This is a genomic window from Duganella sp. 1411 (assembly GCF_017833525.1).
Taxonomy (GTDB): Bacteria; Pseudomonadota; Gammaproteobacteria; order Burkholderiales; family Burkholderiaceae_D; genus Rugamonas.
In genome coordinates this window covers 109,067-131,288 of record NZ_JAFICD010000005.1, presented here as the reverse complement: position 1 = coordinate 131,288, position 22,222 = coordinate 109,067, and the positions used below count along the sequence as shown (strand labels likewise).

The following is a 22,222-nucleotide window of genomic DNA, read 5'->3' as shown; positions in this document are numbered from 1 at the left end:
GTCATTGTCCTCCGCCGCTCATGTCGGCTTGTAATTTGTCTTCGCGGGTAAATTTAAACGTCGTGACGATCACCCACAGATCGTCCTTGTCGGCAGACAGCATGTTCGGCGGGAATTTGCCGAACGGCGCCGCGCGCCGCACGATGTTGATGGCGGCGTCGTCCAGCGCGGCGTTGCCGGAACTGCGGTCGACCTTGATGCCGCCTTCCTTCTCGTAAATCGTGCCGTCCTGGAAGACGGGGATCGACAGCACCAGCTGGCCGTACAGCTTGCGGCCGTTTTTCTGGGGGAAGTTCAGCGTACCGATGTCTTCGATCCGCTTCTGCAGCGTTTTATAGTACATCGCGTAGCCAACGCCGCGCGTGCTCGGCGTGATGAAGGTTTTCTTCGGACGCTTGTTCTGGTCTTCGATGGTTTCGCTGATCTCGGCGGCGCGGCGGGCGATCGCCTTGCTCGAATCGAGCAGGTCGGCACCGCTCGGCAGCGGATCGGGCGCGGTCTTCTCGGTCACCGGCGGCGCGGCGAACGGGGTCGGCTTGGCCACGCGCGTGAGCAGATTGCGCTGGCGCTCCTCGAGCTCGGCGATGCGGCGCTTGGAGGCTTTGATGCTCTCGCCGTCTTCCGTCTTGCGCATGTCCGGCAGCGGCGACTTGGAGCGGCCCTGGTCGACATTGCCGCCGCCGTCGAGGTTGGCCTGGGCCAGCGCGTCGGCCTTCAGCGGCGCCTTGCTGTGCTTGGCGTTGACGAGGATGACTTCCAGGCCGGGGTCGGTCGGCTTGACCGGCGCCGGCGTGGGCGCGACGAAGTGCACCATCAGCATGGCGGCGTGCGCGATCAGCGAGACGCCGATGGCGATGTACAGGAAGCGATTTTCTTGGAAAGACTTCACGCGGGGCCGGGGTTCAAAATGGGTGGGGTGATTTTACTTTAAAGAAAACCCGGCGGCTACCGGCGGGTTTTCGGGATCGGCCCTGCATGCGTCGCTGGTGACGCACGCATGGCGGATTACGCTGCGCTAATCCGCCCTACGTGGTTTAGATGTTTCAGATGTTTCGGGCCATCGCTTGTTATTCCGGCGCTGGTGCTTCAGCGGCTACTTCCACAGCCACCTCCGGCGCTTCTACCGCCTCTTCCGGCGCATCGACGATTTCGTCCTCGTAATCGAGCTCGGCATCGGCGGCCACCGCCTCGGTGGTCGGAATCTCCAGGATGCGCGCTTCGATCGACAGGTCGACCTCGTCCCACCGCAGGATGTCGATCTTGACCTGCGCGCCGCGCGCCACCGACGGCATGCCCGGCAGACGGATGATCAGCGGAATGTCGACCAGCCGCAGCACCTCGTCCTTGAGCACCACCGCCTCGACCTGGCGGGCGTTTTCCTGCCCCAGCCAGCGCAGGCACCAGTAGCGCTCCATGTTCGATTGATGGTCGCCATACGCCGCGTACGCCGCGTCGAACTGCGACACGATGGCGAACAGCTCGGCATCCTTGGGCTTGAACGGCGCCACCAGCGGCGCCGTCACGCCGTGCTCGGCGCACGCCAGGATCTGCCATTGATTGACCAGATCGGTATAGCGGCGCAGCGGCGACGTGCTCCACGCGTACTGGTCCACGCCCAGCCCCTGGTGCGGCGCGGCGTGCGTGACCATGCGCACCTGCATCTTGGCGGCCCAGCCGCCGACGCCCTGGCCCTGGCTGCGGTAAATGCCCGGCACGCCGTGGTCGTGCATCAGCTTGCCCCAGGTGCTGTTGGCGAAGATCATCAGCTCGGCGACGATCTTGTCCAGCGGCGCGCCACGCTTGCGGCGGCTGACGGTGACGACATCGTTCTCGACATAGAAGTTGAAATCGACGCGGTTATTCTGCTCGGGCTTCAAGCCGAAACCTTCGCGCTTGACCATGCGCGCCGCCTCCAGCACCTGCGCCCATTGCCAGATCAGGCCCAGCTCTTCCTTGTGGGCGTAGTCGCCCTCGCCGCTGGCCAGGGTTTCCTCGTTGACCAGATCGTCCAGGTCGTTGTGGCGCAGATTGCTTTCGATCGGCACCATCTCGGCGCGCGTCTCGGTGGCGATCACCGACCAGTCGGCCGGGTTCAGGGTCGCGTACAGCGACAGCGCCGGGCAGGTCTTGCCCTCGGCCAAGGTGAAGGCGTCGACGATGGCATCCGGCAGCATGGTGATCTTGTCGCCAGGCATGTAGACGGTGGACATGCGCGCGCGCGCCATCTTGTCGACCGCGTCGTCCGGCTTGATGCCCAGGCCCGGCGCGGCGATGTGGATACCGATCTTGACGTTGCCGTCGGCCAGCTTGGTGACCGAGAAGGCGTCGTCGATCTCGGTGGTGGTGACGTCGTCGATCGAGAACGCCTTGACGTCGGCCAGCGGCAGATTGGTCGGCGCCACCGGCACCGGCACGTCCGGGAAACCGGCGCCGCGCGGGAAGCTCTCGAACAGGAACTTGGCCATGTGCAGCGCCTTGGGCGACGCCACGCCGCCGGCCGCCAGCATCAAACGCTGCGGATTGGTGTGCAATTCATTGCAAGCCGCTTCCATCGCCTTGTATTCGATCGAGTTCTTGTCCGGCTTGAACAACAGTTGCATGACGATGTTCTTCATCGACTCCGGCAACTTGTTGGCCTTCAGTTCCTCGACGTACTGCGCCTGGACCAGCGCCTGCTGTTTCTTTTTCTCGATACCGGCCTGGGCGGCGCGCAACGATTGCTCCGGCGCGGCCTTGTAGCGGCCCCGGCCCTTCTTGTAGAAATAGATCGGCGCCGAGTGCAGGCTCAGGATCAGGCCGGCGGCCTCGGCCGGCAGCGGCGCGTGGCCGAAGTACTCGGCGCCCAGCTCGGCGAAGCCGAATTCCTCCTCGCCCGCCACTTCCCACAGGAAGTCGAGGTCGATCTCGGCGGCGACCGCCTTGGCCTGTTCCATCAAATCCGTCGGCGACGGCTTCTCGTACTGCAGCAGCACGTCCTTGATCTTGACCTTGGTGCGCTTGCCGCTGGCCATCTCCACCTGGTAGGCCTCGCCCGCTTGCGACATCATGGTACCGACCTTGAAATCGCCGGATTCTTCGAAAAATAGATTCATTGCTCGCTTCTGTTCGTTGTTTATTCGTTATGACTGCGCTGTTGTTTCAGGTCCAGCACGGAAGGCAGAAACACTTCCGTGACCAGCAGAGTACCCTGACGGCGCCGATATAAACAGCGCCGTGCATATAATATGCGCTCTTGCGGACGCGCCTCGCGAAGTTGATCTTCATCCTCCAGCCCCAGGGCCGCCGCCGCGCGCCGCGCCAGCGGATGCTCCTGGCGCAATCTTGCAAATTCCAACACGCCGCGCCGCACGCGCGGGTCGCCAAACAAGGTCGTCCCCAGCGAGCGCTCGCCCAGCGCGCTAAATAAAGGCCAATCGGCAGCCGTGGCCGACATCGGCACCACCGTGTGCGCGAACACCACCGGCGTATTATCACACCGCAGCAACACTTCCCTCTCCCACACGCGGCCGGGCCGGCGCAGGCCGATCGCGGCGGCCTCGTCCGACAAACAGCGGGCGACGCGCTGATGCAGGCACTGCACGCGGAAAGTCTGGCTGTGCGCCTTCAGCCGGGCGGTCAGCGAACCGCCGGCCGTCAGCCACGGGCGCAACGGCGGCGGCGCGTTCAGCGCCAGCACATGCGGTTGCCACTGGGTCTGCCGCAGCGACGCGCCACGGGTGGACACGGGCTGCGCCCTCAACGGGCGGCCCCGATGCCGCAAAACGCCAGCACCGCGTCCAGATAGTCGGGGAATTCGGAAATGCCATGGTCGCTGCCGTCGATCACGTGCTGGCGCGCGCCCGCATAATGCTTGACCATGTCGCGATAGTCCAGCACTTCGTCGCCGGTGGCGGCGATCAGGAAGTAGCGCCCGGGGCGGGTGATCGGGTCGACCGCCAGCGCGCGCAGCTCGTCGATATATTCACGCTTGAACTCGAACGGCTCGTCGGAATGGAATTGCGTTGTCACGCCGACATGCTTGTCCAGGTCTTGCAGCGGCACGATGGCCGGATTGAGCAGCACGGCGCGGCAGCCGGCGCGCTCGGCCAGCCAGGTGGCGTAGTAGCCGCCCAGCGACGAACCGACGATGCTCAACTGTTCCGCCGGCACGCCCTCTATTAAAGAGAGCGCCAATTCCATCGCCAGCTTCGGCGACGCCGGCAGCTGCGGGCACACCAGCTGGTCCGACAATCCCAGCGCGGCCATGCGCTCGCTGATCACGCGCGCCTTCATCGACTGCGGCGACGAGCGGAATCCGTGCAGATAAAGAATCATCGCGCCAGCGCTTCCAGGATTTTGTCGTGCACGCCGCCGAAGCCGCCGTTGCTCATCACAATGATCTGGTCGCCCGGACGGGCCGCCTTGACGATGGCTGCCACCAGCGCGTCGATGTCCTCGTAGGCGCTGGCGATGCCGCCCAGCGGCGCCAGCGCATCGCCCAGGCTCCAGCCCAGCGACTTTTCACTGCCGAAGCCGAACACCAGGTCGGCGTCGCTCAGGCTGCCCGGCAAGGCGTCCTTCATCGCGCCCAGTTTCATCGTGTTCGAGCGCGGCTCGAGCACGGCCAGGATGCGGGTGGCCTTGCCGATCTTCTGGCGCAGGCCCCCGACGGTGGTGGCGATCGCGGTCGGATGGTGGGCGAAGTCGTCGAACACGGTGATGCCATTGACGGTGCCGCGCACCTCCATGCGGCGCTTGACGTTTTCGAACGTCGCCAGCGACTTGGCCGCCTGCGCCACCGGCACGCCGACGTGGCGGGCGGCGGCGATCGCGGCCAGCGCGTTGGCGCGGTTGTGCTTGCCGGTCAGGCTCCACTCGACCTTGCCGGCCGGCTCACCGCCGAAAATGACGTCGAAACTGCCGTCATCGTATTCTTTCATCGTCCAATCGGCGCCTTCGGTGTGGCCGAAGCTTTCCTTCTCGCTCCAGCAGCCGCGCTTGAGCACGCGCTGCAGCGAGGCTTCGTCGCCGTTATAAATGACGCGCCCGATGCCAGGCACCGTGCGCACCAGATGATGGAATTGCGTCTCGATGGCGCCCAGGTCGGGGAAGATATCGGCGTGATCGTATTCCAGGTTGTTGAGGATCGCGGTCTTGGCGTGGTAGTGGACGAACTTGCTGCGCTTGTCGAAGAAGGCGGTGTCGTACTCGTCGGCCTCGATGACGAAGAAGATCGAATCCAGGTTGTTGTCACTGCGACCTTGCATGCGGGCCGACACGCCGAAGTTCAGCGGCACGCCGCCGATCAGGAAGCCGGGCGCGTAGCCGGCGTCTTCCAGTATCCAGGTCAGCATGGCCGAGGTGGTGGTCTTGCCGTGCGTGCCGGCCACGGCCAGCACCCAGCGGCCCCTTAATATATGTTCGCCCATCCACTGCGGGCCGGACACGTACGGCAGGCCACGGTTAAGTATCTCCTCGATCAGCGGATTGCCGCGCGAGACCACGTTGCCGATCACGTACAGGTCGGGGTTGAGCGCGGTCTGCTCCGGGCCGAAACCCTGTATCAGTTCTATGCCCTGGGCTTCCAGCTGGGTGCTCATCGGCGGATAAACGTTGGCGTCGCAGCCGGTCACGCGGTGGCCCGCCTCTTTCGCCAGGACCGCCAAGCCGCCCATGAAGGTGCCGCAAATACCGAGAATATGAATATGCATAGTGTGTAACAGGATCGATCCGCGCAAGTGAATACGCGATTTTACCTGAGCCGCCGCCGATTTCCCGGTTCAGAGTATTATCTGGTCCATGACGCCGAATGTAATCGAAGAAGTCCTGCTGCTGCGCGCCGAGATCGCCGCGGCGGCCGCGCGCCTGATCGCCCAGGACGGCGCCGACTACAACACCGCCAAGCGCAAGGCCGCCAGGCAAATCCTGGGCGACACCCAGCCGCCGCTGAACCTGCTGCCGGACAACGCCCAGATCGAAGCGGAAGTGCGCATCTATCAATCGCTGTTCCACGCGGACAGCCAGCCGGCCCGGCTGTTCCGGCTGCGCACGCTGGCGGTCGACATCATGGAAGGCCTGGCCGCGTTCCACCCGTTCCTGACCGGCGCCGTGCTGAACGGCACGGCCGGCCCGCACGACGACATCCATCTGCAGCTGTTCGCCGACAGCGCCAAGGAGGTGGAGATCTTCCTGCTGAACCGCAATTTGCAAATCGACATCTCCGAGACGCCGCATTTCAAGGGCCCCCGCTACGACCCGGTCGAGACGGTCAGCTTCATGTGGCACAAGGAAGGCGTGCACGCCGCCTTGTATGAGCTCGACGATTTGCGCGGCGCCGTCAAAGCCCGCGGCGACGGCAAGCCGGTGCGCGCCGACATCGCCGCCGTGCGCGCCCTACTAGTTAACAGTACTCACGACAACACCAACGACAAGCCTGATCATGAATAAAAAACATCTTGCCGCCTATGCCGGCGTCGCTGTCCTGTTCGCCGCGTCCGGCGCCTGGGTCGGGTTCAACAAACAAAACGCCGCGCCGGTCACCACCACCGCGCCGGCCGGCGTGACCGGTCCGGTCGGCGCCTTGTACGCGCAAACGCTGCCGGATGCCAAGGGCGCGCCGACCGTGCTGGCCCAATATAAAGGCAAGGCGATGCTGGTCAATTTCTGGGCCCCGTGGTGCGCGCCGTGCGTGCAGGAGATGCCGGAGCTGTCCGAGCTGGCCGCCGGAGAAGCAGGTAAGAAGCTGCAAGTTATCGGAATCGGCATCGATTCGCCGTCGAATATCGCCGCTTTTAGCGACAAATACAAAATCACCTATCCGGTGCTGGTGGCCGGCATGAGCGGCACCGACCTGTCGCGTCAGTTCGGCAATACCGGCGGCGGCCTGCCCTACACCGTGCTCATCGGCGCCGACGGCCAGGTTAAAAAGACCTATCTGGGACGCCTGAAGTTCGACGAGCTGCGCAAGGACCTGGCCACGCTTTAACGGACGGCCTCACACGGCACGCGAGTTTTTTTCTCTTGCCAATGCCGGCAGTTGGCGGCAAAATGCGGAACTTTCGCGGAAAACGGTCTAGAACCATGGCAAAAAACCTTCTATTGCTCAACGGCCCCAACCTCAATTTACTGGGCACCCGGGAGCCGGAAGTCTACGGCGCCAGCACCTTGGCCGACGTCGAACAGGCGGCCCAGGCCCAGGCCACGGCGGCCGGCGCCACCCTGTCTTGTTTTCAGAGCAACCATGAGGGGGCGCTGATCGACCGCATCCACGCCGCCCGCACCGAGCGCGTGGACGCCATCATCATCAACCCGGGCGGCCTGACCCACACCAGCGTCGCCCTGCGCGACGCGCTGGCGGGCGTGGCGATTCCGTTTGTTGAAGTACATATTTCCAATATTTATCAGCGCGAGGCGTTTCGCCACCACTCATTCCTGAGCGCGATCGCGTTGGGGACGATCTGCGGACTGGGTATCGAAGGATATCGGTTTGCCATCGACTTCGTCCTTAAAAGGCGTTAATCTACGCGATCTGCGCGCAACTCATAACGAACTTAGCGCGGTTTTCGCCCACGAGGCGGCGCCGCTCACACTTAAATAACAAGACATCCCAGGGGGTTACATGGATCTACGCAAGCTGAAGACCTTGATTGATTTGGTCGCGGAGTCGGACATCGCCGAGCTCGAAGTGACCGAAGGCGAGAGCAAAGTCCGCATCGTCAAATCGTCGGCCATGCCGCAAAACCAGATGGTGATGATGCAGCCGCAAGGCATGCAGCCGCAGTACCACGCCGCCCCGGCACCGGCCGCCGCGCCCGCCGCAGCGCCGGCCCCGGCCGTCGCCGCCGAGCCAACCGGCCACATCGTCAAATCGCCGATGGTCGGCACCTTCTACCGTTCGTCGGCGCCGGGTTCGGCCGCGTACGTCGAAGTGGGCGCCGTCGTCAAGGAAGGCGACACCCTGTGCATCATCGAAGCGATGAAGCTGCTCAACGAAATCGACGCCGACAAATCCGGCACGATCACCCAGATCCTGGTCGAGAACGGCCAACCGGTCGAATTCGGCCAACCGCTGTTTGTGATAGGCTAAGTTCGGTTCGCGCCCTCCCCTCCGGTGACGGGCGCGCCGGCTTTGTTCCGCATTCCCTCCTCTACCTGACGTTGCCGGTTTCCGGTACTCACAGACATACGCGAACCTATCATGTTTGAAAAAATCCTCATTGCCAACCGTGGCGAAATCGCCCTCCGCATCCAGCGCGCCTGCCGCGAAATGGGCATCAAGACGGTCGTGGTCCACTCGGAAGCGGACAAAGACGCCAAGTACGTCAAGCTGGCCGATGAGTCGGTGTGTATCGGCCCGGCGCCTTCGACGCTGAGCTACCTGAACATGCCGGCCATCATCAGCGCCGCCGAGGTGACGGACGCCGAAGCGATCCACCCCGGCTACGGCTTCCTGTCGGAGAACGCCGACTTCGCCGAACGCGTGGAGAAATCCGGCTTCGTCTTCATCGGCCCGCGCTCCGAATCGATCCGTTTGATGGGCGACAAGGTCTCGGCCAAGCAAACCATGATCAAGGCCGGCGTGCCGTGCGTGCCCGGTTCCGACGGCGCGCTGCCGGACGACCCGAAGGCGATCGTGCAGATCGCCCGCAAGGTCGGCTACCCAGTCATCATCAAGGCGGCCGGCGGCGGCGGCGGGCGCGGCATGCGCGTGGTGCACACCGAGGCGGCGCTGATCAACGCGGTGGCCATGACCAAGACCGAGGCCGGCACCGCCTTCGGCAATCCGGAAGTGTATATGGAGAAGTATCTGGAAAATCCGCGCCACGTGGAAATCCAGATCCTGGCCGACGAACACAAAAACGCCGTCTGGCTGGGCGAGCGCGACTGCTCGATGCAGCGCCGCCACCAGAAGGTCATCGAGGAAGCGCCGGCGCCGGGCATCCCGCGCAAGCTGATCGAAAAGATCGGCGACCGCTGCGCCGAGGCCTGCCGCAAGATCGGCTACCGTGGCGCCGGCACCTTCGAGTTCCTGTATGAAAACGGCGAGTTCTACTTCATCGAGATGAACACCCGCGTGCAGGTCGAGCATCCAGTGACCGAAATGATCACCGGCATCGACATCGTGCAGGAGCAGATCCGCATCGCCGCCGGCGAGAAGCTGCGCTTCCGCCAGCGCGACGTGATGCTGTCGGGCCACGCCATCGAGTGCCGCATCAACGCCGAGGACCCGTTCAAGTTCACGCCGTCGCCGGGCCGCATCACCTCCTGGCACGTGCCGGGCGGCCCGGGCGTGCGCGTCGATTCGCACGCCTACGCCGGCTACTACGTGCCGCCGCACTACGATTCGATGATCGGCAAGGTCATCTCGTACGGCGCCACCCGCGAACAGGCGATCCGCCGCATGCAGATCGCGCTGTCGGAAATGGTGGTCGAGGGCATCTCGACCAACATCCCGCTGCACCGCGAACTGATGATCGACGCCCGCTTCATCGAGGGCGGCACCAACATCCATTACCTGGAGCAGAAACTGGCCGACATGCCGGACCTGCACAAACTGAGTTTGAGTAACAAGGCGCCACAATAATGAGCTGGACTGAAATCGTCATCGAAATCGCGCGCGACCACGCCGAAGCCCTGTCGGACGCGCTGATGGAAGTGGGCGCGCTGTCGGTTTCCGTGGAGGACGCCGACGAGGGCACCGACCAGGAACGTCCGCTGTTCGGCGAGCCGGGCATGGAGCCGACCGAGGCGGCATGGGACCACAGCCGCGTGGTGGCCCTGACCAACCAGGATGACGACCAGGCCGCCATCGTGGCCGCCGCCGCCGAACAGATCAAGCTGGCCGCCCTGCCGAAGTTCACCACCCGCAAGGTCGAGGAACAGGACTGGGTGCGCCTGACGCAGTCGCAGTTCGCGCCGATTCACATCGGCAAGAACATCTGGGTCGTGCCGAGCTGGCACGAGGCGCCCGATCCTGACGGCCTGATCCTGGAACTGGACCCCGGCCTGGCCTTCGGCACCGGCAGCCATCCAACCACCCGCCTGTGCATGGAGTGGCTGGAGGCCAACCCGGCGCCTTCCAAGACCGTGCTCGACTACGGTTGCGGCTCCGGCATCCTGGCGATGGTCGCCAAGAAGGTCGGCGCCGGCGAGGTGGTGGGTGTCGACATCGATCCGCAGGCGATCGAATCGGCCGCCGACAACGCCGAGCGCAACAAGTGCGACATCGAATACTTCCTGCCCGACACCTTCGCCCAATCGAAGCACGCCGAGCAGAAATTCGACATCGTCGTCGCCAATATCCTGTCGAGCCCGTTGAAGTTGATGGCGCCGATGCTGTCGGGCCGCGTCGCCCCCGGCGGCGCGCTGATCCTGTCGGGCGTGCTGGCGCGCCAGGCCGAGGAAGTCGCCGCCGCCTACGCGCCGTTCATCAAGCTCGGCGTCTGGGCGGAGCAGGACGGCTGGGTCGCCCTGCATGGCCGCCTCGGCAGTGATGCGGTACCCGCCCCGCGCTAACGGCCGCGATGGCGCTCGCCACTAAATGCCCCCACTGCAGCACGATATTTCGGGTCGCCCATGACCAGTTGAAATTACGTGGGGGCATAGTGCGCTGTGGCTCCTGCAATGAAGTTTTCGACGGCAACGCGGCGCTGCTTGAGCCGCTGGCCGTGCCGCAGCCGGTCTTTGCGCCGGCCAAGCCTGATCTTACCCCCTCCCCCCAGCCAACTCCCCCTCTCGATGAGGTCGCCGTAGCCGCGCCCGATGCGCGCGTCGACGACCCGGCAAGCGACGAACCGATCTTCACGCTGGAGCTCGACTCGGCCGTGGACCAGGCCGATAGCGGGCGGTTCGACGAGCCGGCGGCGGCGGCCGTTGAAGAGGTAGCTGTCGCACCAGAGCCGGTATCGGAGCCGGAGTCCGATCCGTTCGAATTAAACTCCGAACCGGAATCCGCGCCTGAATGGAAGCCTGAAGCCGAGCCCGTGCCGGAACCCGGAATCGAACCGGAACCGGTGATCGCGCCCGAGCCCGAGTTGGAGCCCGCTCCGGAACCCGAACCCGCTGAAGACGAACAGCCGGCCGCGACCGAACCCGCGCCGGAAGATCCGCTCGACATCAAACCGATGACGCACGAGGAGCTGGAAGCGGCGCTGGCCGCCGAGCTGGCCCTGATGGAACAAAGCATCGCGGCCGAGGCCGAACCGGAGACCCCGGCCGCGCCATCGAGCGCCGCCGGCGAGCGCCGCGAGCCGACGCTGGCCCCCGACTCCCGCTACGACCTCGACGAGGCCGACGAGGAAGCGCTGGTGCAGCTCGCCGCCGCCCGGGAACGCGACACCGCGCCGCAACTCCCCACGCTGCTGCGAGCGGCGTCGGCGCCGCCACAGGACCGTTACGAACCGCCGGCGGAAATCCACAGCGTGCAGCCGCCCGAACCGGAGGTGGAGGAAGAGGACGCGGACGACCCGAACGAGCCCGGCTTCCTCAAGCGCGACCGCCGCCGCGAGCGCTACGGCAAAACCATCAATGTCGCCATGGGCGTAGGCTCGCTGCTGCTGGTGGGCGCGCTGGCGGTGCAGGGCTTGACCACCTTCCGCAACCAGCTCGCCGCCGGCTATCCGTCGCTTAAGCCGACGCTGCAGGGCATCTGCGCCAGCGTGGGTTGCAAGATCGAACTACCGACCCAGATCGACGAGCTCGTCATCGAGCAAGGCGAACTGCAAACCCTGAGCGAGACCACGTTCTCGTTCACCACCTTGCTGCGCAACCAAAGCGCCAGCGCGCAAGCCTGGCCGCACATCGAACTGGTGCTCGACGACGCCAACGACAAGGCCATCCTGCGCCGGGTGTTCACGCCGCGCGACTATCTGGGCGCCGACGCCGCGCTGGAGAAAGGTTTCGCCCCGCGCAGCGAGCAATCTGTCAAACTGTACTTTGAATTGAAACAGCTGAAAGCATCCGGCTATCACATCGCAGTCTTCTATCCATAAAGAACTATCATGACTCAGACCTCCATCATCTGCGGCTCGATCGCGATCGACACCATCCTGCAATTCCCCGGCCGCTTCGACAGCATCCTGCTGGCCGACCAGCTGCACAAAGTGAACGTGTCGTTCCTGGCGCCGACCATGCGCACCGAATACGGCGGCTGCGCCGGCAACATCGCCTACAACCTCAAGATGCTGGGCGGCGAGCCGCGCATCGTCGGCGTCATGGGCCAGGACAACGCCGCCTACATCGAGCGCCTGCACAAGCTCGACATCTCGACCGACAACATCCTGATCAAGCCGGAGGCGTACAACGCCCAATGCTTCGTCACGGCCGACGAGGACAACAACCAGATCAACGCCTTCCACCCGGGCGCGATGTCGTATGCGCACGAGAACGACGTCGCCAAGGCGGGCGCGGCCGCGATCGCCATCATCTCGCCGGACGGCCACCTGGGCATGCAAAAGCACGCGGCCGACCTGGCCAAGCTGCAGATCCCGTTCATCTTCGACCCGGGCCAGCAGCTGCCGATGTTCAACGGCGCCGAGCTGATCGCCTTCATCGACAAGGCCACCTACGTCACCGCCAACGACTACGAGATCGAACTGCTGATGGACCGCACCGGGCTGACCTTGCCGGAGATCGCCAGCCGCCTGGAAGCGCTGATCGTCACGCGCGGCGAGCAGGGTTCGGAGATTTACACCAAGGGTCAGCGGATCGAGATTCCGGCGGTCAAGGTCGCCGACGTGCTGGACCCGACCGGCTGCGGCGACGCCTACCGCGCCGGCCTGCTGCACGGCATCACGCAAGGCTGGAAATGGGAAACGACCGGCCGTCTGGCCAGCCTGATGGGCGCGATCAAGATCGCCAGCAAGGGCGGCCAGAACCACAAGTTCAGCGCCGCCGAGATCGCGGACCGCTTCGAAGCCGCCTTCGGCTACCGCTTCTAAACTCCGGGGTCAGGTCCACCATTTCTACACGAGCTGATGTGTGGTGGCCGATTTTGGCCGCCGCACAAAGCAAATCCGGGGTCGGGTCCGCCATTACACACGAGTTCGTGTAGAAATGGTGGACCTGACCCCGGAGTTTTTTTTAACGGCCGTTGAAGGCCATGCCCAGCAGGATCTGGGCGATCTGCAGCGCGATCAGCGCCACCAGCAGCGATAAATCCAGATTGCCCACCAGTGGCACGACGCGGCGGATCGGCCGCAGCAGCGGCTCGTTGAGCGCGCGCACGAACGGCGCCAGCGGCGCGTGCGGATTGACCCAGCTGAAGATCGCTTCGACCACCAGCAGCGCCATGAAGCCGTACAGTATCCATTTGAGGAAGCGCTCGAACGCGGCCAACAGCACCGCCTGCGCCGGCCAGCCAGCGAAGAACAGCACCGACGTCGCCAGCAGCACGATCAGGAAGGCGCCGATCAGACTGGCCCAGTCGTAGCCGCCCATGCCCGGCACGATGCGCCGCAACGGCCGCACCAGCCAGTCCGATAACTGGAACGTGAATTGCGCCACCGATTGCGGCGGACGTACGCGGATCGCCTGCATCCAGAAACGCAACAGCAAGGCCCCGCCCAACAAGGTGGCGATGGCATCGACAATCAACATAACAATACTAAGCACGGTCCCTCCAAAAAAAAGCCGCTGTGTGATTGTCTCACACAGCGGCCGGTTGCCTCAGCAGGCACCTAAGTATTTAGCTTAGGATGGACGCGTGCTGGTTGGGAACGGCCATGCGGCCGCCGGTGCCAACACGGTTTTTGCCGCAGGCGCGGCGGCAGGAGCGGCTGGCTTGGCGACAGCTTCCTTCTTCGGTGCGGCCGCTTTAGGGGCGGCTTTTTTCACGGCTGGCTTGGCTGCCGGAGCAGGTGCCGCCGCGGCAACTGGAGCGGCTGCCGGTGCTGGAGCGGCGGCCGGCTTGGCTGCCGCTGGCTTGGCTGCTGCTGGCTTGGCCGCAGCCTTGACGGCTGGCTTCTTGGCAGCTACCGGCTTGGCGGCTGCCTTAACCGGCTTTTTTGCTGCTGGCTTAGCCGCTGCCTTTGCAGCTGGCTTGGCTGCTGTTTTTGCCTTGGCGGCTGGTTTAGCGGCGACAGCTTTTTTGGCTGCTGGTTTAGCTGCTGCTTTGGCGGCAGGTTTAGCGGCTGGCTTGGCGGCCGCTTTTTTCGCTGCCGGCTTGGCGGCTACTTTTTTTGCCGCTGGCTTGGCTGCCGCTTTCGCTGCTGGCTTTGCCGCTGGCTTGGCAGCTGCTTTTTTAGCGGCTGGCTTTGCTGCTGGCTTGGCTGCGGCTTTTTTAGCTGCTGGCTTTGCTGCTGGCTTGGCCGCTGCTTTTTTCACTGCTGGCTTGGCTGCTGCTTTTGCTGCTGGCTTCGCTGCTGCTTTGGCTGCTGGCTTGGCTGCCGCTTTTTTAGCGACTGGCTTGGCAGCGGCTTTTTTCACTGCTGGCTTAGCTGCTGGCTTCGCTGCTGCTTTCGCTGCTGGCTTGGCTGCTGGCTTGGCGGCTGCTTTTTTCACGGCTGGTTTTGCAGCTGGCTTGGCAGCGGCTTTGGCGGCTGGTTTAGCGGCTGGTTTGGCGGCGGCTTTCGCTGCTGGCTTGGCGGCTGCTTTCGCTGCGACAGGCTTTTTCGCTGGGGCGGCGGCTTTAGTAGCGGCCGGCTTTTTTGCTGCTGGTTTCTTTGCGGCAGTTGCCATTTTTAGTTCTCCTTCATCGGGGATGGGAAAATTCACATACAAGATTTAAACCCGTCCGGCCCCGGATTGGGCCAGGCGAATTATTCATCGGCACAAACAGAATACGGTTTGCGCTAATGAATTCGGCACCAGCTGAACTGCTGCAACCCCTCACGAGTGCAGCACTTCAGCCATCTATCTGTCCGCCGTCCGTGGCCGGCGCGGCGTGCAGATACAAATCTTGTTGCGACGTTTTGCGGGTGGTCGGGCGTGTGCTCAGCTCCAGGGACCTACGTCGCAGCCACATCGTCGTTTTCGTTTTCAAACAAAAAACCGCCCAACCTGAACCGAATCAGGAAAGACGGTTGAACAAAAACGGTGTGGTCTTGTGCATATCTTTGTGAATCTGTATCCCGTGATCGCGATCATTTCTGCGGTGTGCGCACTTCAAAAAAAACGCACTTTTATAAACACACATTTTCAATCTCGTAAAGTACACGAAAACCTTGTCGGTACGCAACCGGCACGAGAAGTATTCGCCCGCTTTTTTTCGTCTTATGCTCGCCATTTCACATACGCGTGGCGCTTCGCGCTTGCTCGCTTGCGACATCGTGGTGCGATGTGCGCGCTCAATCGAGTTCGAAAATGCGCTTGCCGCGCCGCGCAAAAAAATCGCGCTTCAAAGCGAGCCAATTGCCGCCTGGGTGTCTGCGATGTCGCCAGCATCGCCGCGCGTTCCGCGCCACCATCTTCCGAATCCGAGAGCGCTTGCGCATCGCATGCGCGCTGTCGCTGCTCACTGTTTTTAAATTCGTCGCGATTATGAGACAGAGTGCGACGAATGGCAAGCGGAATACTGCGACGCGCCGCGGCGCGCCTGCGTTCGGCGCGAGCGTCGATGTGTGTCGGCGATGCTGGTGAAGTACTCGGCGCGCGGCGGCGAGGTGTTCGGCGAAGTGTTCGCCGGGATGTTCGACGAGGTGGTGGGCGAGGTGTCCGACGCGTGTTCGTCGAGCGTTCGTGCAGTGCCGGCGCGCGTCGCGTGGCGACGGCGCGTAGGACTATTCGGAATCTTCCTCGTGCTCGGGATGCTTGTGGCGCTGCACCCAGGCGTTCATGTCGGCGGCGAGGCGCTTCATCAGCCGCGCCAGATCGCGCCGCTCGGCGGCGGTCCAATCGGCCATCAATTCGCCGACCTGCGTCTCGCGCGTTTGATCGATGACGGCGACGACCTCGCGCCCGGCCTTGGTCACCTCCGCTTCGCGCACGCGCTTGTCGCGCGCGCCGGCGCGTCGCGCCACCAGGCCGAGTTCATCGAGCCGCGCCACCTGCCGGCTCACCGTCGTGTAGTCGCGGCCGACCATGTCGGCCAGCTCCACCACGCCGATCGGACCGCGCCGTTCGATGCGCACGAGCAGCGGCAGCAGCGCGCGTTCGAGCGGCATCGACATCTCCGACATCAGCGCGATGTCGGGCTCCGGCCTGCTCATGAAACCGATGATGTCGAGCAGCGCGTTGTGGGTATCGAGGAGATCTTTATTCATATGTGCATTATACACATAGTTATTGACAGCTTTTTCGGGCCGGAATAATATGTGCATCATACACATATCTAGGAGGGTTCCATGGACACTATCAACACCGACATTTTGATTTGCGGCGCCGGCGCCGCCGGACTGACCTTGGCGATCGAGCTGGCGCGCCGCCACGTCGACTTCATGCTGGTCGACAAAATCGACGGGCCGTTCAGCGGCTCGCGCGGCAAGGGCATCCAGCCGCGCACCCTCGAAATCTTCGAAGCGATGGGCGTGGTCGATCGCATGGTGGCCGCCGGCGGCGCCTATCCGCCGCAGCGCAAATACCGCGCCGACGGCGGCTACGACGAACAGCCCTCGACCGAAGGCTTGGCGCCCTCGCCGGCCGAGCCGTACAACCTGCCGCTGATGCTGCCGCAGTATCTGACCGAAGGCATCCTGCGCGACAGACTCGCCGAACTCGGACACGCGCCGCGCTTCGGCCAAGAGCTGACCGGCTTCGAACAGCACGCCGACGGCGTCACCGCGCGGCTGGCGCGGGCCGACGGCACCACGACCACGGTGCGGGCGCGCTACCTGGTCGGCGCCGACGGCGGCCGCAGCTTCGTGCGCAAGGCGCTGGCGATCGACTTCCCCGGCGAGTCGATGAAGATGCGGGCGATGGTGGCCGACCTGTCCCTGACCGGACTGGATCGCGGCGCGTGGCATCGCTGGGGCGACGGTCCCGGACAAATCAGTTTGTGTCCGCTGATGGGCACCGACCTGTTCCAGCTGCAGATGCCGGTTCCGCTCGAGGGCGACATCGACACCTCGGACGCGGCGCTGGCGGCGGTCATCGCCGCGCGCACCGGCCGCGCCGACATCGCGCTGCACGCGGTGCATTGGCGTTCGGTGTACGAGATGAGCTCCCGGCTGGCCGACCGCTACCGGGTCGGCCGCGTGTTCATCGCCGGCGACGCCGCCCACGTCCACCCGCCGACCGGCGGCCAGGGCTTGAACACCAGTGTGCAGGATGCGTGGAACCTGGGATGGAAGCTGGCGGCGGTGGTGGACGGCGCGCCGGACGCGCTGCTCGACACCTACGAGGCGGAGCGGCGCGAGGTGGCGGCCGCGATGCTGGGACTGGCGGGCAAGCTGCTGGAGGCGGCGCGCACGCGCGGCGACCTGCGTCGCGGGCGCGAGACGCAGCAGCTGGACCTGGGGTATCGGACGTCGCCGCTGGCGTGCGATGCGCGCGGCGACGATGCGATCGTGCGCGCCGGCGATCGCGCGCCGGACGCGCCGTGCCGGGGCGCGGCCGGGCAGCCTTTACGTTTATTTACGTTGCTGGCGGCCGGCGGCTGGACCTTGCTGCGGTATGAACCGGACGGCGCCGGCGTGGTCGCGCCGCGCAAGGGGCTGAGAATAGTGACGGTTGGAATGGACGGCGAGCTGCGCGACGACGGCGGGCATCTGCGGACGGCGTACGGCTTCGCGCCGGGGGAGGTGGCGCTGATACGGCCGGATGGCTACATCGGGGCGCTGGCGAGCGACGAGCGCGGTCCGGCATTGAACACATATATTGCGAACTCGCTGATTTAACCCGCAAAGCCCGCGCACAAGGGGTCGGACCCCACGGGGTCCGACCCCGCCCGGCCCTGCGGGTTGAGCGCCGGCGTCCACCCGCCGCAAAAAAAAAACGGGCCCTCCCGGACCCGTTCCACAACCCATGCGATGCGGCGATCAATCCCAGTTCAGCGCGCCGCCGGTCTGGTACTCGATCACGCGCGTCTCGAAGAAGTTGCGCTCCTTCTTCAAGTCGATCATCTCGCTCATCCATGGGAATGGATTATCTTCCTGGTCGAACAAGGTCTCCAAACCGATCTGCGTGGCGCGGCGGTTGGCGATGAAGCGCAGGTAGCCCTTGAACATGGTCGCGTTCAGACCGAGCACGCCGCGCGGCATGGTGTCTTCGGCGTACGCGTATTCCAGATCGACGGCCTTCAGGAACAGCTGCTTGATCTCCTCCTTGAACGCCGGGGTCCACAGCAGCGGATTTTCCATCTTGATCGTGTTGATCAAATCGATACCGAAATTGCAATGCATCGATTCGTCGCGCAGGATGTACTGATACTGTTCGGCCGCGCCCATCATCTTGTTCTGGCGGCCCAGCGCCAGGATCTGGGTGAAGCCGACGTAGAAGAACAGCCCTTCCATCAGGCAGGCGAACACGATCAGGGACTTGAGCAGCTTCTGGTCGTTTTCCACGGTGCCGGTGGTGAAGGCCGGATCGGTCAAGGTGTCGATGAACGGGATCAGGAACTCGTCCTTGTCGCGGATCGATTTGACTTCGTTGTAGGCGTTGAAGATCTCCGCCTCGTCCAGGCCCAGCGACTCGACGATGTACTGGTAGGCGTGGGTATGGATCGCTTCCTCGAACGCCTGGCGCAGCAGGTACTGGCGGCACTCCGGCGCCGTGATGTGGCGGTAGGTGCCCAGCACGATGTTGTTGGCGGCCAGCGAGTCGGCGGTGACGAAGAAGCCGAGGTTGCGCTTGACCAGGCGGCGCTCGTCCTCGGTCAGGCCGTTCGGGTTCTTCCACAGCTCGATGTCGCGCTGCATGTTCACTTCCTGCGGCATCCAGTGGTTGGCGCAGCCGGCCAGGTATTTGTCCCATGCCCACTTGTACTTGAACGGCACCAGCTGATTGACGTCGGTTTTGCCGTTGATGATGCGCTTGTCGTCGGCGTTGACGCGACGCGAGACTTGTTCGGCGTTGGCTTCGCCGGTGGCCAGCGCGGCTTCGTTGACAGCTTGTGGTACCGCTGGTGCGGCTTCTTCGTCCCAGGACAGCGACATAGTGTGTTTCCTTCAGAATTCGGTGTGTTCGGTGTAAAGCGAACCGCCCGGACGGGCCGGGACGGTTCTCTCTCTATATATATTAGTCAGCGCCGGCTTATTGGCAAGCTTCGCATTCCTCGAAGCCGTCGTCGCCCGGACGCAGGTAGCAGGCTTCGCCATCCGCTTCGGCCGTGACGGCCGGGGCCGCCGCTACCGGTGCCGGGGCCGCCGCGGCGGCCGAGGCCATCGCGCTGGCCGACATGCCGCCGTCCACCGCCACCGCGTTCAGCGCGCCGGTCTTGGAGGTCGACTTCTCGGTGTGGGTGGCCGAAGTGGTGCGCAGGTAGTAGGTGGTCTTCAGGCCGCGCAGCCAGGCCAGCTTGTAGGTCTCGTCGAGCTTCTTGCCCGAGGCGCCGGCCATGTAGATGTTCAGCGATTGGGCCTGGTCGATCCACTTCTGGCGACGCGACGCCGCTTCCACCAGCCAGGTCGGCGACACTTCGAACGCGGTTGCATAAATGTCACGCAGGTCGTTCGGGATGCGGTCGATCTTGGCCAGCGAACCGTCGAAGTACTTCAAGTCGGCGATCATGACCTCGTCCCACAGGTCGCGCGCCTTCAGGTCGCGCACCAGGTAGGAGTTGATCTCGGTGAACTCGCCCGACAGGTTGGACTTCACGTACAGGTTCTGGAAGGTCGGCTCGATACAGGCCGACACGCCGATGATGTTCGAGATGGTCGCGGTCGGGGCGATCGCCACGCAGTTCGAGTTACGCATGCCGAACTTCTTGATGCGCTCGCGCACCGGGGTCCAGTCCATCGCCGACGACAGGTCCTGCTCCAGGTAGCCGCCGCGTTCTTCGGCCAGCAGCTTGACGGAATCCTGTGGCAGGATGCCGCGGTCCCACAGCGAACCTTTGTACGATTGATAATGGCCGCGCTCTTCCGCCAGCTCGGTCGAGGCCAGGTAGGCGTAGTAGCACACCGCTTCCATCGAGGTGTCGGCGAAGGCCACGCAGGCGTCCGACGAGAACGGCACGCGCATCATGTGCAGGCAGTCCTGGAAGCCCATCACGCCCAGGCCCACCGGACGGTGGCGCATGTTGGCGTTGCGGGCCTTGTCGACCGCGTAGTAGTTGATGTCGATGACGTTATCGAGCATGCGCATCGCGGTGCGGATGGTCTTTTGCAGCTTGACGTGATCGAGCTTGCCCTCTTTCATATGGGCCGGCATGTTGACCGAGCCGAGGTTGCAGACGGCGATTTCGTCCGGGCCGGTGTTCAGCGTGATCTCGGTGCACAGGTTCGAGCTGTGGACCATGCCCACGTGCGACTGCGGCGAACGGATGTTGCATGGGTCCTTGAAGGTGATCCATGGGTGGCCGGTTTCGAACAGCATCGACAGCATCTTGCGCCACAGGTCCAGCGCGGCGATCTTCTTGAACACGCGGATTTCGCCGGCGGCGGCCTTGGCTTCGTAGCCCAGGTAGGCTTTTTCGAAGGCCTTGCCGACCAGGTCGTGCAGGTCCGGGCAGTCGGACGGCGAGAACAGCGTCCAGTCGCCTTTTTCCATCACGCGCTTCATGAACAGGTCCGGAATCCAGTTGGCGGTGTTCATGTCGTGGGTGCGGCGGCGGTCGTCGCCGGTGTTCTTGCGCAGGTCCAGGAACTCTTCGATGTCCATGTGCCAGGTTTCCAGGTAGGCGCACACCGCGCCTTTGCGCTTGCCGCCCTGGTTGACCGCGACGGCGGTGTCGTTGACCACTTTCAGGAACGGCACCACGCCTTGCGATTTGCCGTTGGTGCCCTTGATGTGGGCGCCCAGCGCGCGCACCGGGGTCCAGTCGTTACCCAGGCCGCCGGCGAACTTGGCCAGCAGCGCGTTTTCCTTGATGGCGTCGTAGATGCCTTCCAGGTCGTCCGAGACCGTGGTCAGGTAGCACGACGACAGCTGCGAACGCAGGGTGCCCGAGTTGAACAGCGTCGGCGTCGACGACATGAAGTCGAACGACGACAGCAGCTGGTAGAACTCGATGGCGCGCGCTTCGCGGTCGCTTTCGTTCAGCGCCAGGCCCATCGCCACGCGCATGTAGAACGCCTGCGGCATTTCGATGCGCACGTCACGCACATGCAGGAAGTAGCGGTCGTACAGGGTTTGCAGGCCGATGTAGCCGAACTGCAGATCGCGGTCGGCGACCAGCGCCTTGGCCAAGCGGGCCAGGTCGAATTCGGCCAGCTTGGGGTCCAGCAGTTCGTTCTCGATACCCTTGGCGACGTATTGCGGGAAGTAAGTGATGTACTCGGCGGCGGCGGCGCCCTGCGCGACTTCCTTGCCGAAGACTTCCTTGCGAATGGTGTGCAGCAGGATGCGGGCCGTCACCTGCGAGTAGGCAGGGTCCTTTTCCATCAGCGCGCGGGCGGCCAGGATGGCGGATTTGTGCAGCTCTTCGACCGGCACGCCGTCGTACAGGTTCTTCAAGGTCTCGGCGACGATGGCGTCGGCGTCGACGTGCTTTTCCAGGCCGATGCAGGCGGCGTTGATCAGGCCCGTGACGCGGTCCATCTCCAGCGGCTTGCGCTCGCCGTTTTCCAGCACGTGGATTTGCGGCGCGGCGATCTTGGCGGTGGCGCCTTGCGCTTCCTTGAGCGCGCGGCGCTCTTCCATGTGCTTGGCGCGGTACAGGACATAGGCGCGCGCGACATCGTGTTCGCCGGAGCGCATCAGCGCCAGCTCGACCTGGTCTTGCACGTCTTCGATGTGGAAGGTGCCGCCGGACGGCTGGCGGCGCACCAGCGCCGTCACCACGCTGGAGGTCAGCTGTTCTACCAGTTCGCGGATGCGCGCCGAGGCGGCGCCCTGGCCGCCGTTCACGGCCAGGAAGGCCTTGGTGACGGCGATCGCGATTTTCGACGGTTCAAACGCGACGACCGCGCCGTTGCGGCGGATGATGCGGTAGTCACCGAGGTCGCTGGCGGCCGTCGTCGGGCTGCTGGCGGTGCTCGCAGCGGCCGCTGGTACCAGCGCTGGATTGATGGTGATGTCTTGAGTAGATTGCATTTAAGCTCCCCGATAACGGCGTGCAGTCAGTGCTGCGCGGCTATGTTTGTAAATAAAAAGGCCAAAATGAAGCGATCAGCCACACCTGCCTGGCTGGTTTAACTGCAACAAAAAGGAGTGGGACCTGGCCCCGAGGGCATGATGTAGATGAAGAACCAGTGTCATGAGAACTACT

The 22,222-nt window shown here is 64.1% G+C and carries 19 protein-coding genes; 10 read left to right on the top strand and 9 right to left on the bottom strand.

Features of this window, described 5'->3' with window-relative positions; all coding sequences use genetic code 11:
* Position 1 precedes the first annotated feature (1 nt).
* The 5 genes from JOD97_RS23530 to mpl all read right to left on the bottom strand — a co-directional run bounded on the left by JOD97_RS23530 (position 2) and on the right by mpl (position 5,690).
* Entirely contained in the window at positions 2-889 is an 888-nt protein-coding gene (locus JOD97_RS23530; protein WP_209724037.1) for a TonB family protein, read from the bottom strand.
* Positions 890-1,067: 178 nt separating this feature from the next.
* Positions 1,068-3,092, bottom strand: a complete 2,025-nt coding sequence (locus tag JOD97_RS23525) for a ribonuclease catalytic domain-containing protein (RefSeq protein ID WP_209724035.1) — start codon at positions 3,090-3,092, stop codon at positions 1,068-1,070.
* 20 nt (positions 3,093-3,112) lie between these two features.
* Positions 3,113-3,724, bottom strand: coding sequence for a chorismate lyase (locus JOD97_RS23520; RefSeq protein ID WP_373999921.1), 612 nt, complete (start codon positions 3,722-3,724; stop codon positions 3,113-3,115).
* An 11-nt stretch (positions 3,725-3,735) separates the two neighbouring features.
* Positions 3,736-4,314 (bottom strand): YqiA/YcfP family alpha/beta fold hydrolase, encoded by a 579-nt coding sequence (locus tag JOD97_RS23515; protein ID WP_209724034.1) that lies wholly within the window; start codon positions 4,312-4,314, stop codon positions 3,736-3,738.
* Positions 4,311-5,690 (bottom strand): UDP-N-acetylmuramate:L-alanyl-gamma-D-glutamyl-meso-diaminopimelate ligase, encoded by a 1,380-nt coding sequence (gene mpl / locus JOD97_RS23510; protein WP_209724032.1) that lies wholly within the window; start codon positions 5,688-5,690, stop codon positions 4,311-4,313. The genes JOD97_RS23515 and mpl overlap by 4 nt, the downstream gene beginning before the upstream one ends.
* A gap of 88 nt (positions 5,691-5,778) precedes the next feature.
* Between mpl and JOD97_RS23505 the strand changes: the two genes are divergently transcribed.
* From JOD97_RS23505 to JOD97_RS23470, 8 genes are all read left to right on the top strand, one after another.
* Complete coding sequence (locus JOD97_RS23505; RefSeq protein ID WP_209724029.1) at positions 5,779-6,426, top strand: hypothetical protein; 648 nt, start codon at positions 5,779-5,781, stop codon at positions 6,424-6,426.
* Complete coding sequence (locus JOD97_RS23500; RefSeq protein ID WP_209724027.1) at positions 6,419-6,964, top strand: TlpA disulfide reductase family protein; 546 nt, start codon at positions 6,419-6,421, stop codon at positions 6,962-6,964. Before JOD97_RS23505 ends, JOD97_RS23500 begins: the two co-directional genes overlap by 8 nt.
* 95 nt (positions 6,965-7,059) lie before the next feature.
* Positions 7,060-7,497, top strand: coding sequence for a type II 3-dehydroquinate dehydratase (gene aroQ, locus JOD97_RS23495; protein ID WP_209724025.1), 438 nt, complete (start codon positions 7,060-7,062; stop codon positions 7,495-7,497).
* Between the two features lie 100 nt (positions 7,498-7,597).
* On the top strand, positions 7,598-8,065 hold the full coding sequence (gene accB / locus JOD97_RS23490) for an acetyl-CoA carboxylase biotin carboxyl carrier protein (protein ID WP_209724023.1): 468 nt from the start codon (positions 7,598-7,600) through the stop codon (positions 8,063-8,065).
* A gap of 111 nt (positions 8,066-8,176) precedes the next feature.
* Complete coding sequence (accC, locus tag JOD97_RS23485) at positions 8,177-9,562, top strand: acetyl-CoA carboxylase biotin carboxylase subunit (RefSeq protein WP_209724020.1); 1,386 nt, start codon at positions 8,177-8,179, stop codon at positions 9,560-9,562.
* Positions 9,562-10,494: a 50S ribosomal protein L11 methyltransferase gene (gene prmA, locus JOD97_RS23480; RefSeq protein WP_209724018.1), complete on the top strand. Its 933-nt coding sequence runs from the start codon at positions 9,562-9,564 to the stop codon at positions 10,492-10,494. The genes accC and prmA overlap by 1 nt, the downstream gene beginning before the upstream one ends.
* An 8-nt stretch (positions 10,495-10,502) precedes the next feature.
* A complete protein-coding gene (locus tag JOD97_RS23475) occupies positions 10,503-11,969 on the top strand; it encodes a DUF3426 domain-containing protein (protein WP_373999920.1) in 1,467 nt (488 codons plus the stop codon).
* A 9-nt stretch (positions 11,970-11,978) separates the two neighbouring features.
* Positions 11,979-12,917, top strand: a complete 939-nt coding sequence (locus JOD97_RS23470; RefSeq protein ID WP_209724014.1) for a carbohydrate kinase family protein — start codon at positions 11,979-11,981, stop codon at positions 12,915-12,917.
* Positions 12,918-13,059: 142 nt separating this feature from the next.
* Here the strand turns inward: JOD97_RS23470 and JOD97_RS23465 are convergent, their stop codons facing one another.
* Positions 13,060-13,575 carry a YggT family protein gene (locus JOD97_RS23465; protein ID WP_209724583.1) on the bottom strand — a complete coding sequence of 172 codons (516 nt, stop codon included), beginning with the start codon at positions 13,573-13,575 and terminating at the stop codon, positions 13,060-13,062.
* A gap of 184 nt (positions 13,576-13,759) precedes the next feature.
* Here JOD97_RS23465 and JOD97_RS23460 point away from each other — a divergent pair, with 184 nt between their 5' ends.
* Positions 13,760-14,704 carry a hypothetical protein gene (locus JOD97_RS23460; RefSeq protein WP_209724012.1) on the top strand — a complete coding sequence of 315 codons (945 nt, stop codon included), beginning with the start codon at positions 13,760-13,762 and terminating at the stop codon, positions 14,702-14,704.
* A gap of 991 nt (positions 14,705-15,695) precedes the next feature.
* On the opposite strand, the gene JOD97_RS23455 is transcribed toward JOD97_RS23460, so the two are convergent.
* A complete protein-coding gene (locus JOD97_RS23455) occupies positions 15,696-16,178 on the bottom strand; it encodes a MarR family winged helix-turn-helix transcriptional regulator (RefSeq protein ID WP_229264665.1) in 483 nt (160 codons plus the stop codon).
* A gap of 81 nt (positions 16,179-16,259) precedes the next feature.
* On the opposite strand from JOD97_RS23455, the gene JOD97_RS23450 reads away from it, so the two are divergent.
* Positions 16,260-17,750 (top strand): FAD-dependent oxidoreductase, encoded by a 1,491-nt coding sequence (locus tag JOD97_RS23450; RefSeq protein ID WP_209724010.1) that lies wholly within the window; start codon positions 16,260-16,262, stop codon positions 17,748-17,750.
* A 141-nt stretch (positions 17,751-17,891) separates the two neighbouring features.
* Here the strand turns inward: JOD97_RS23450 and JOD97_RS23445 are convergent, their stop codons facing one another.
* Together JOD97_RS23445 and JOD97_RS23440 are read right to left on the bottom strand one after the other, a co-directional pair.
* On the bottom strand, positions 17,892-19,007 hold the full coding sequence (locus JOD97_RS23445; protein WP_209724008.1) for a ribonucleotide-diphosphate reductase subunit beta: 1,116 nt from the start codon (positions 19,005-19,007) through the stop codon (positions 17,892-17,894).
* Positions 19,008-19,104: 97 nt separating this feature from the next.
* A complete protein-coding gene (locus JOD97_RS23440; protein ID WP_209724006.1) occupies positions 19,105-22,047 on the bottom strand; it encodes a ribonucleoside-diphosphate reductase subunit alpha in 2,943 nt (980 codons plus the stop codon).
* Positions 22,048-22,222: the final 175 nt, after the last annotated feature.

What these genes read in the sequence shown, in the direction of transcription:
- JOD97_RS23515 (WP_209724034.1), bottom strand. Translation starts at nt 4,314, where the DNA reads ATGATTCTTTATCTGCACGGATTCCGCTCGTCGCCGCAGTCGATGAAG.
- JOD97_RS23445 (WP_209724008.1), bottom strand. Translation starts at nt 19,007, where the DNA reads ATGTCGCTGTCCTGGGACGAAGAAGCCGCACCAGCGGTACCACAAGCT.
- JOD97_RS23450 (WP_209724010.1), top strand. Translation starts at nt 16,260, where the DNA reads ATGGACACTATCAACACCGACATTTTGATTTGCGGCGCCGGCGCCGCC.
- JOD97_RS23440 (WP_209724006.1), bottom strand. Translation starts at nt 22,047, where the DNA reads ATGCAATCTACTCAAGACATCACCATCAATCCAGCGCTGGTACCAGCG.
- accC (WP_209724020.1), top strand. Translation starts at nt 8,177, where the DNA reads ATGTTTGAAAAAATCCTCATTGCCAACCGTGGCGAAATCGCCCTCCGC.
- JOD97_RS23505 (WP_209724029.1), top strand. Translation starts at nt 5,779, where the DNA reads ATGACGCCGAATGTAATCGAAGAAGTCCTGCTGCTGCGCGCCGAGATC.
- mpl (WP_209724032.1), bottom strand. Translation starts at nt 5,690, where the DNA reads ATGCATATTCATATTCTCGGTATTTGCGGCACCTTCATGGGCGGCTTG.
- accB (WP_209724023.1), top strand. Translation starts at nt 7,598, where the DNA reads ATGGATCTACGCAAGCTGAAGACCTTGATTGATTTGGTCGCGGAGTCG.
- prmA (WP_209724018.1), top strand. Translation starts at nt 9,562, where the DNA reads ATGAGCTGGACTGAAATCGTCATCGAAATCGCGCGCGACCACGCCGAA.
- JOD97_RS23500 (WP_209724027.1), top strand. Translation starts at nt 6,419, where the DNA reads ATGAATAAAAAACATCTTGCCGCCTATGCCGGCGTCGCTGTCCTGTTC.
- aroQ (WP_209724025.1), top strand. Translation starts at nt 7,060, where the DNA reads ATGGCAAAAAACCTTCTATTGCTCAACGGCCCCAACCTCAATTTACTG.
- JOD97_RS23475 (WP_373999920.1), top strand. Translation starts at nt 10,503, where the DNA reads ATGGCGCTCGCCACTAAATGCCCCCACTGCAGCACGATATTTCGGGTC.
- JOD97_RS23525 (WP_209724035.1), bottom strand. Translation starts at nt 3,092, where the DNA reads ATGAATCTATTTTTCGAAGAATCCGGCGATTTCAAGGTCGGTACCATG.
- JOD97_RS23455 (WP_229264665.1), bottom strand. Translation starts at nt 16,178, where the DNA reads ATGAATAAAGATCTCCTCGATACCCACAACGCGCTGCTCGACATCATC.
- JOD97_RS23465 (WP_209724583.1), bottom strand. Translation starts at nt 13,575, where the DNA reads ATGTTGATTGTCGATGCCATCGCCACCTTGTTGGGCGGGGCCTTGCTG.
- JOD97_RS23470 (WP_209724014.1), top strand. Translation starts at nt 11,979, where the DNA reads ATGACTCAGACCTCCATCATCTGCGGCTCGATCGCGATCGACACCATC.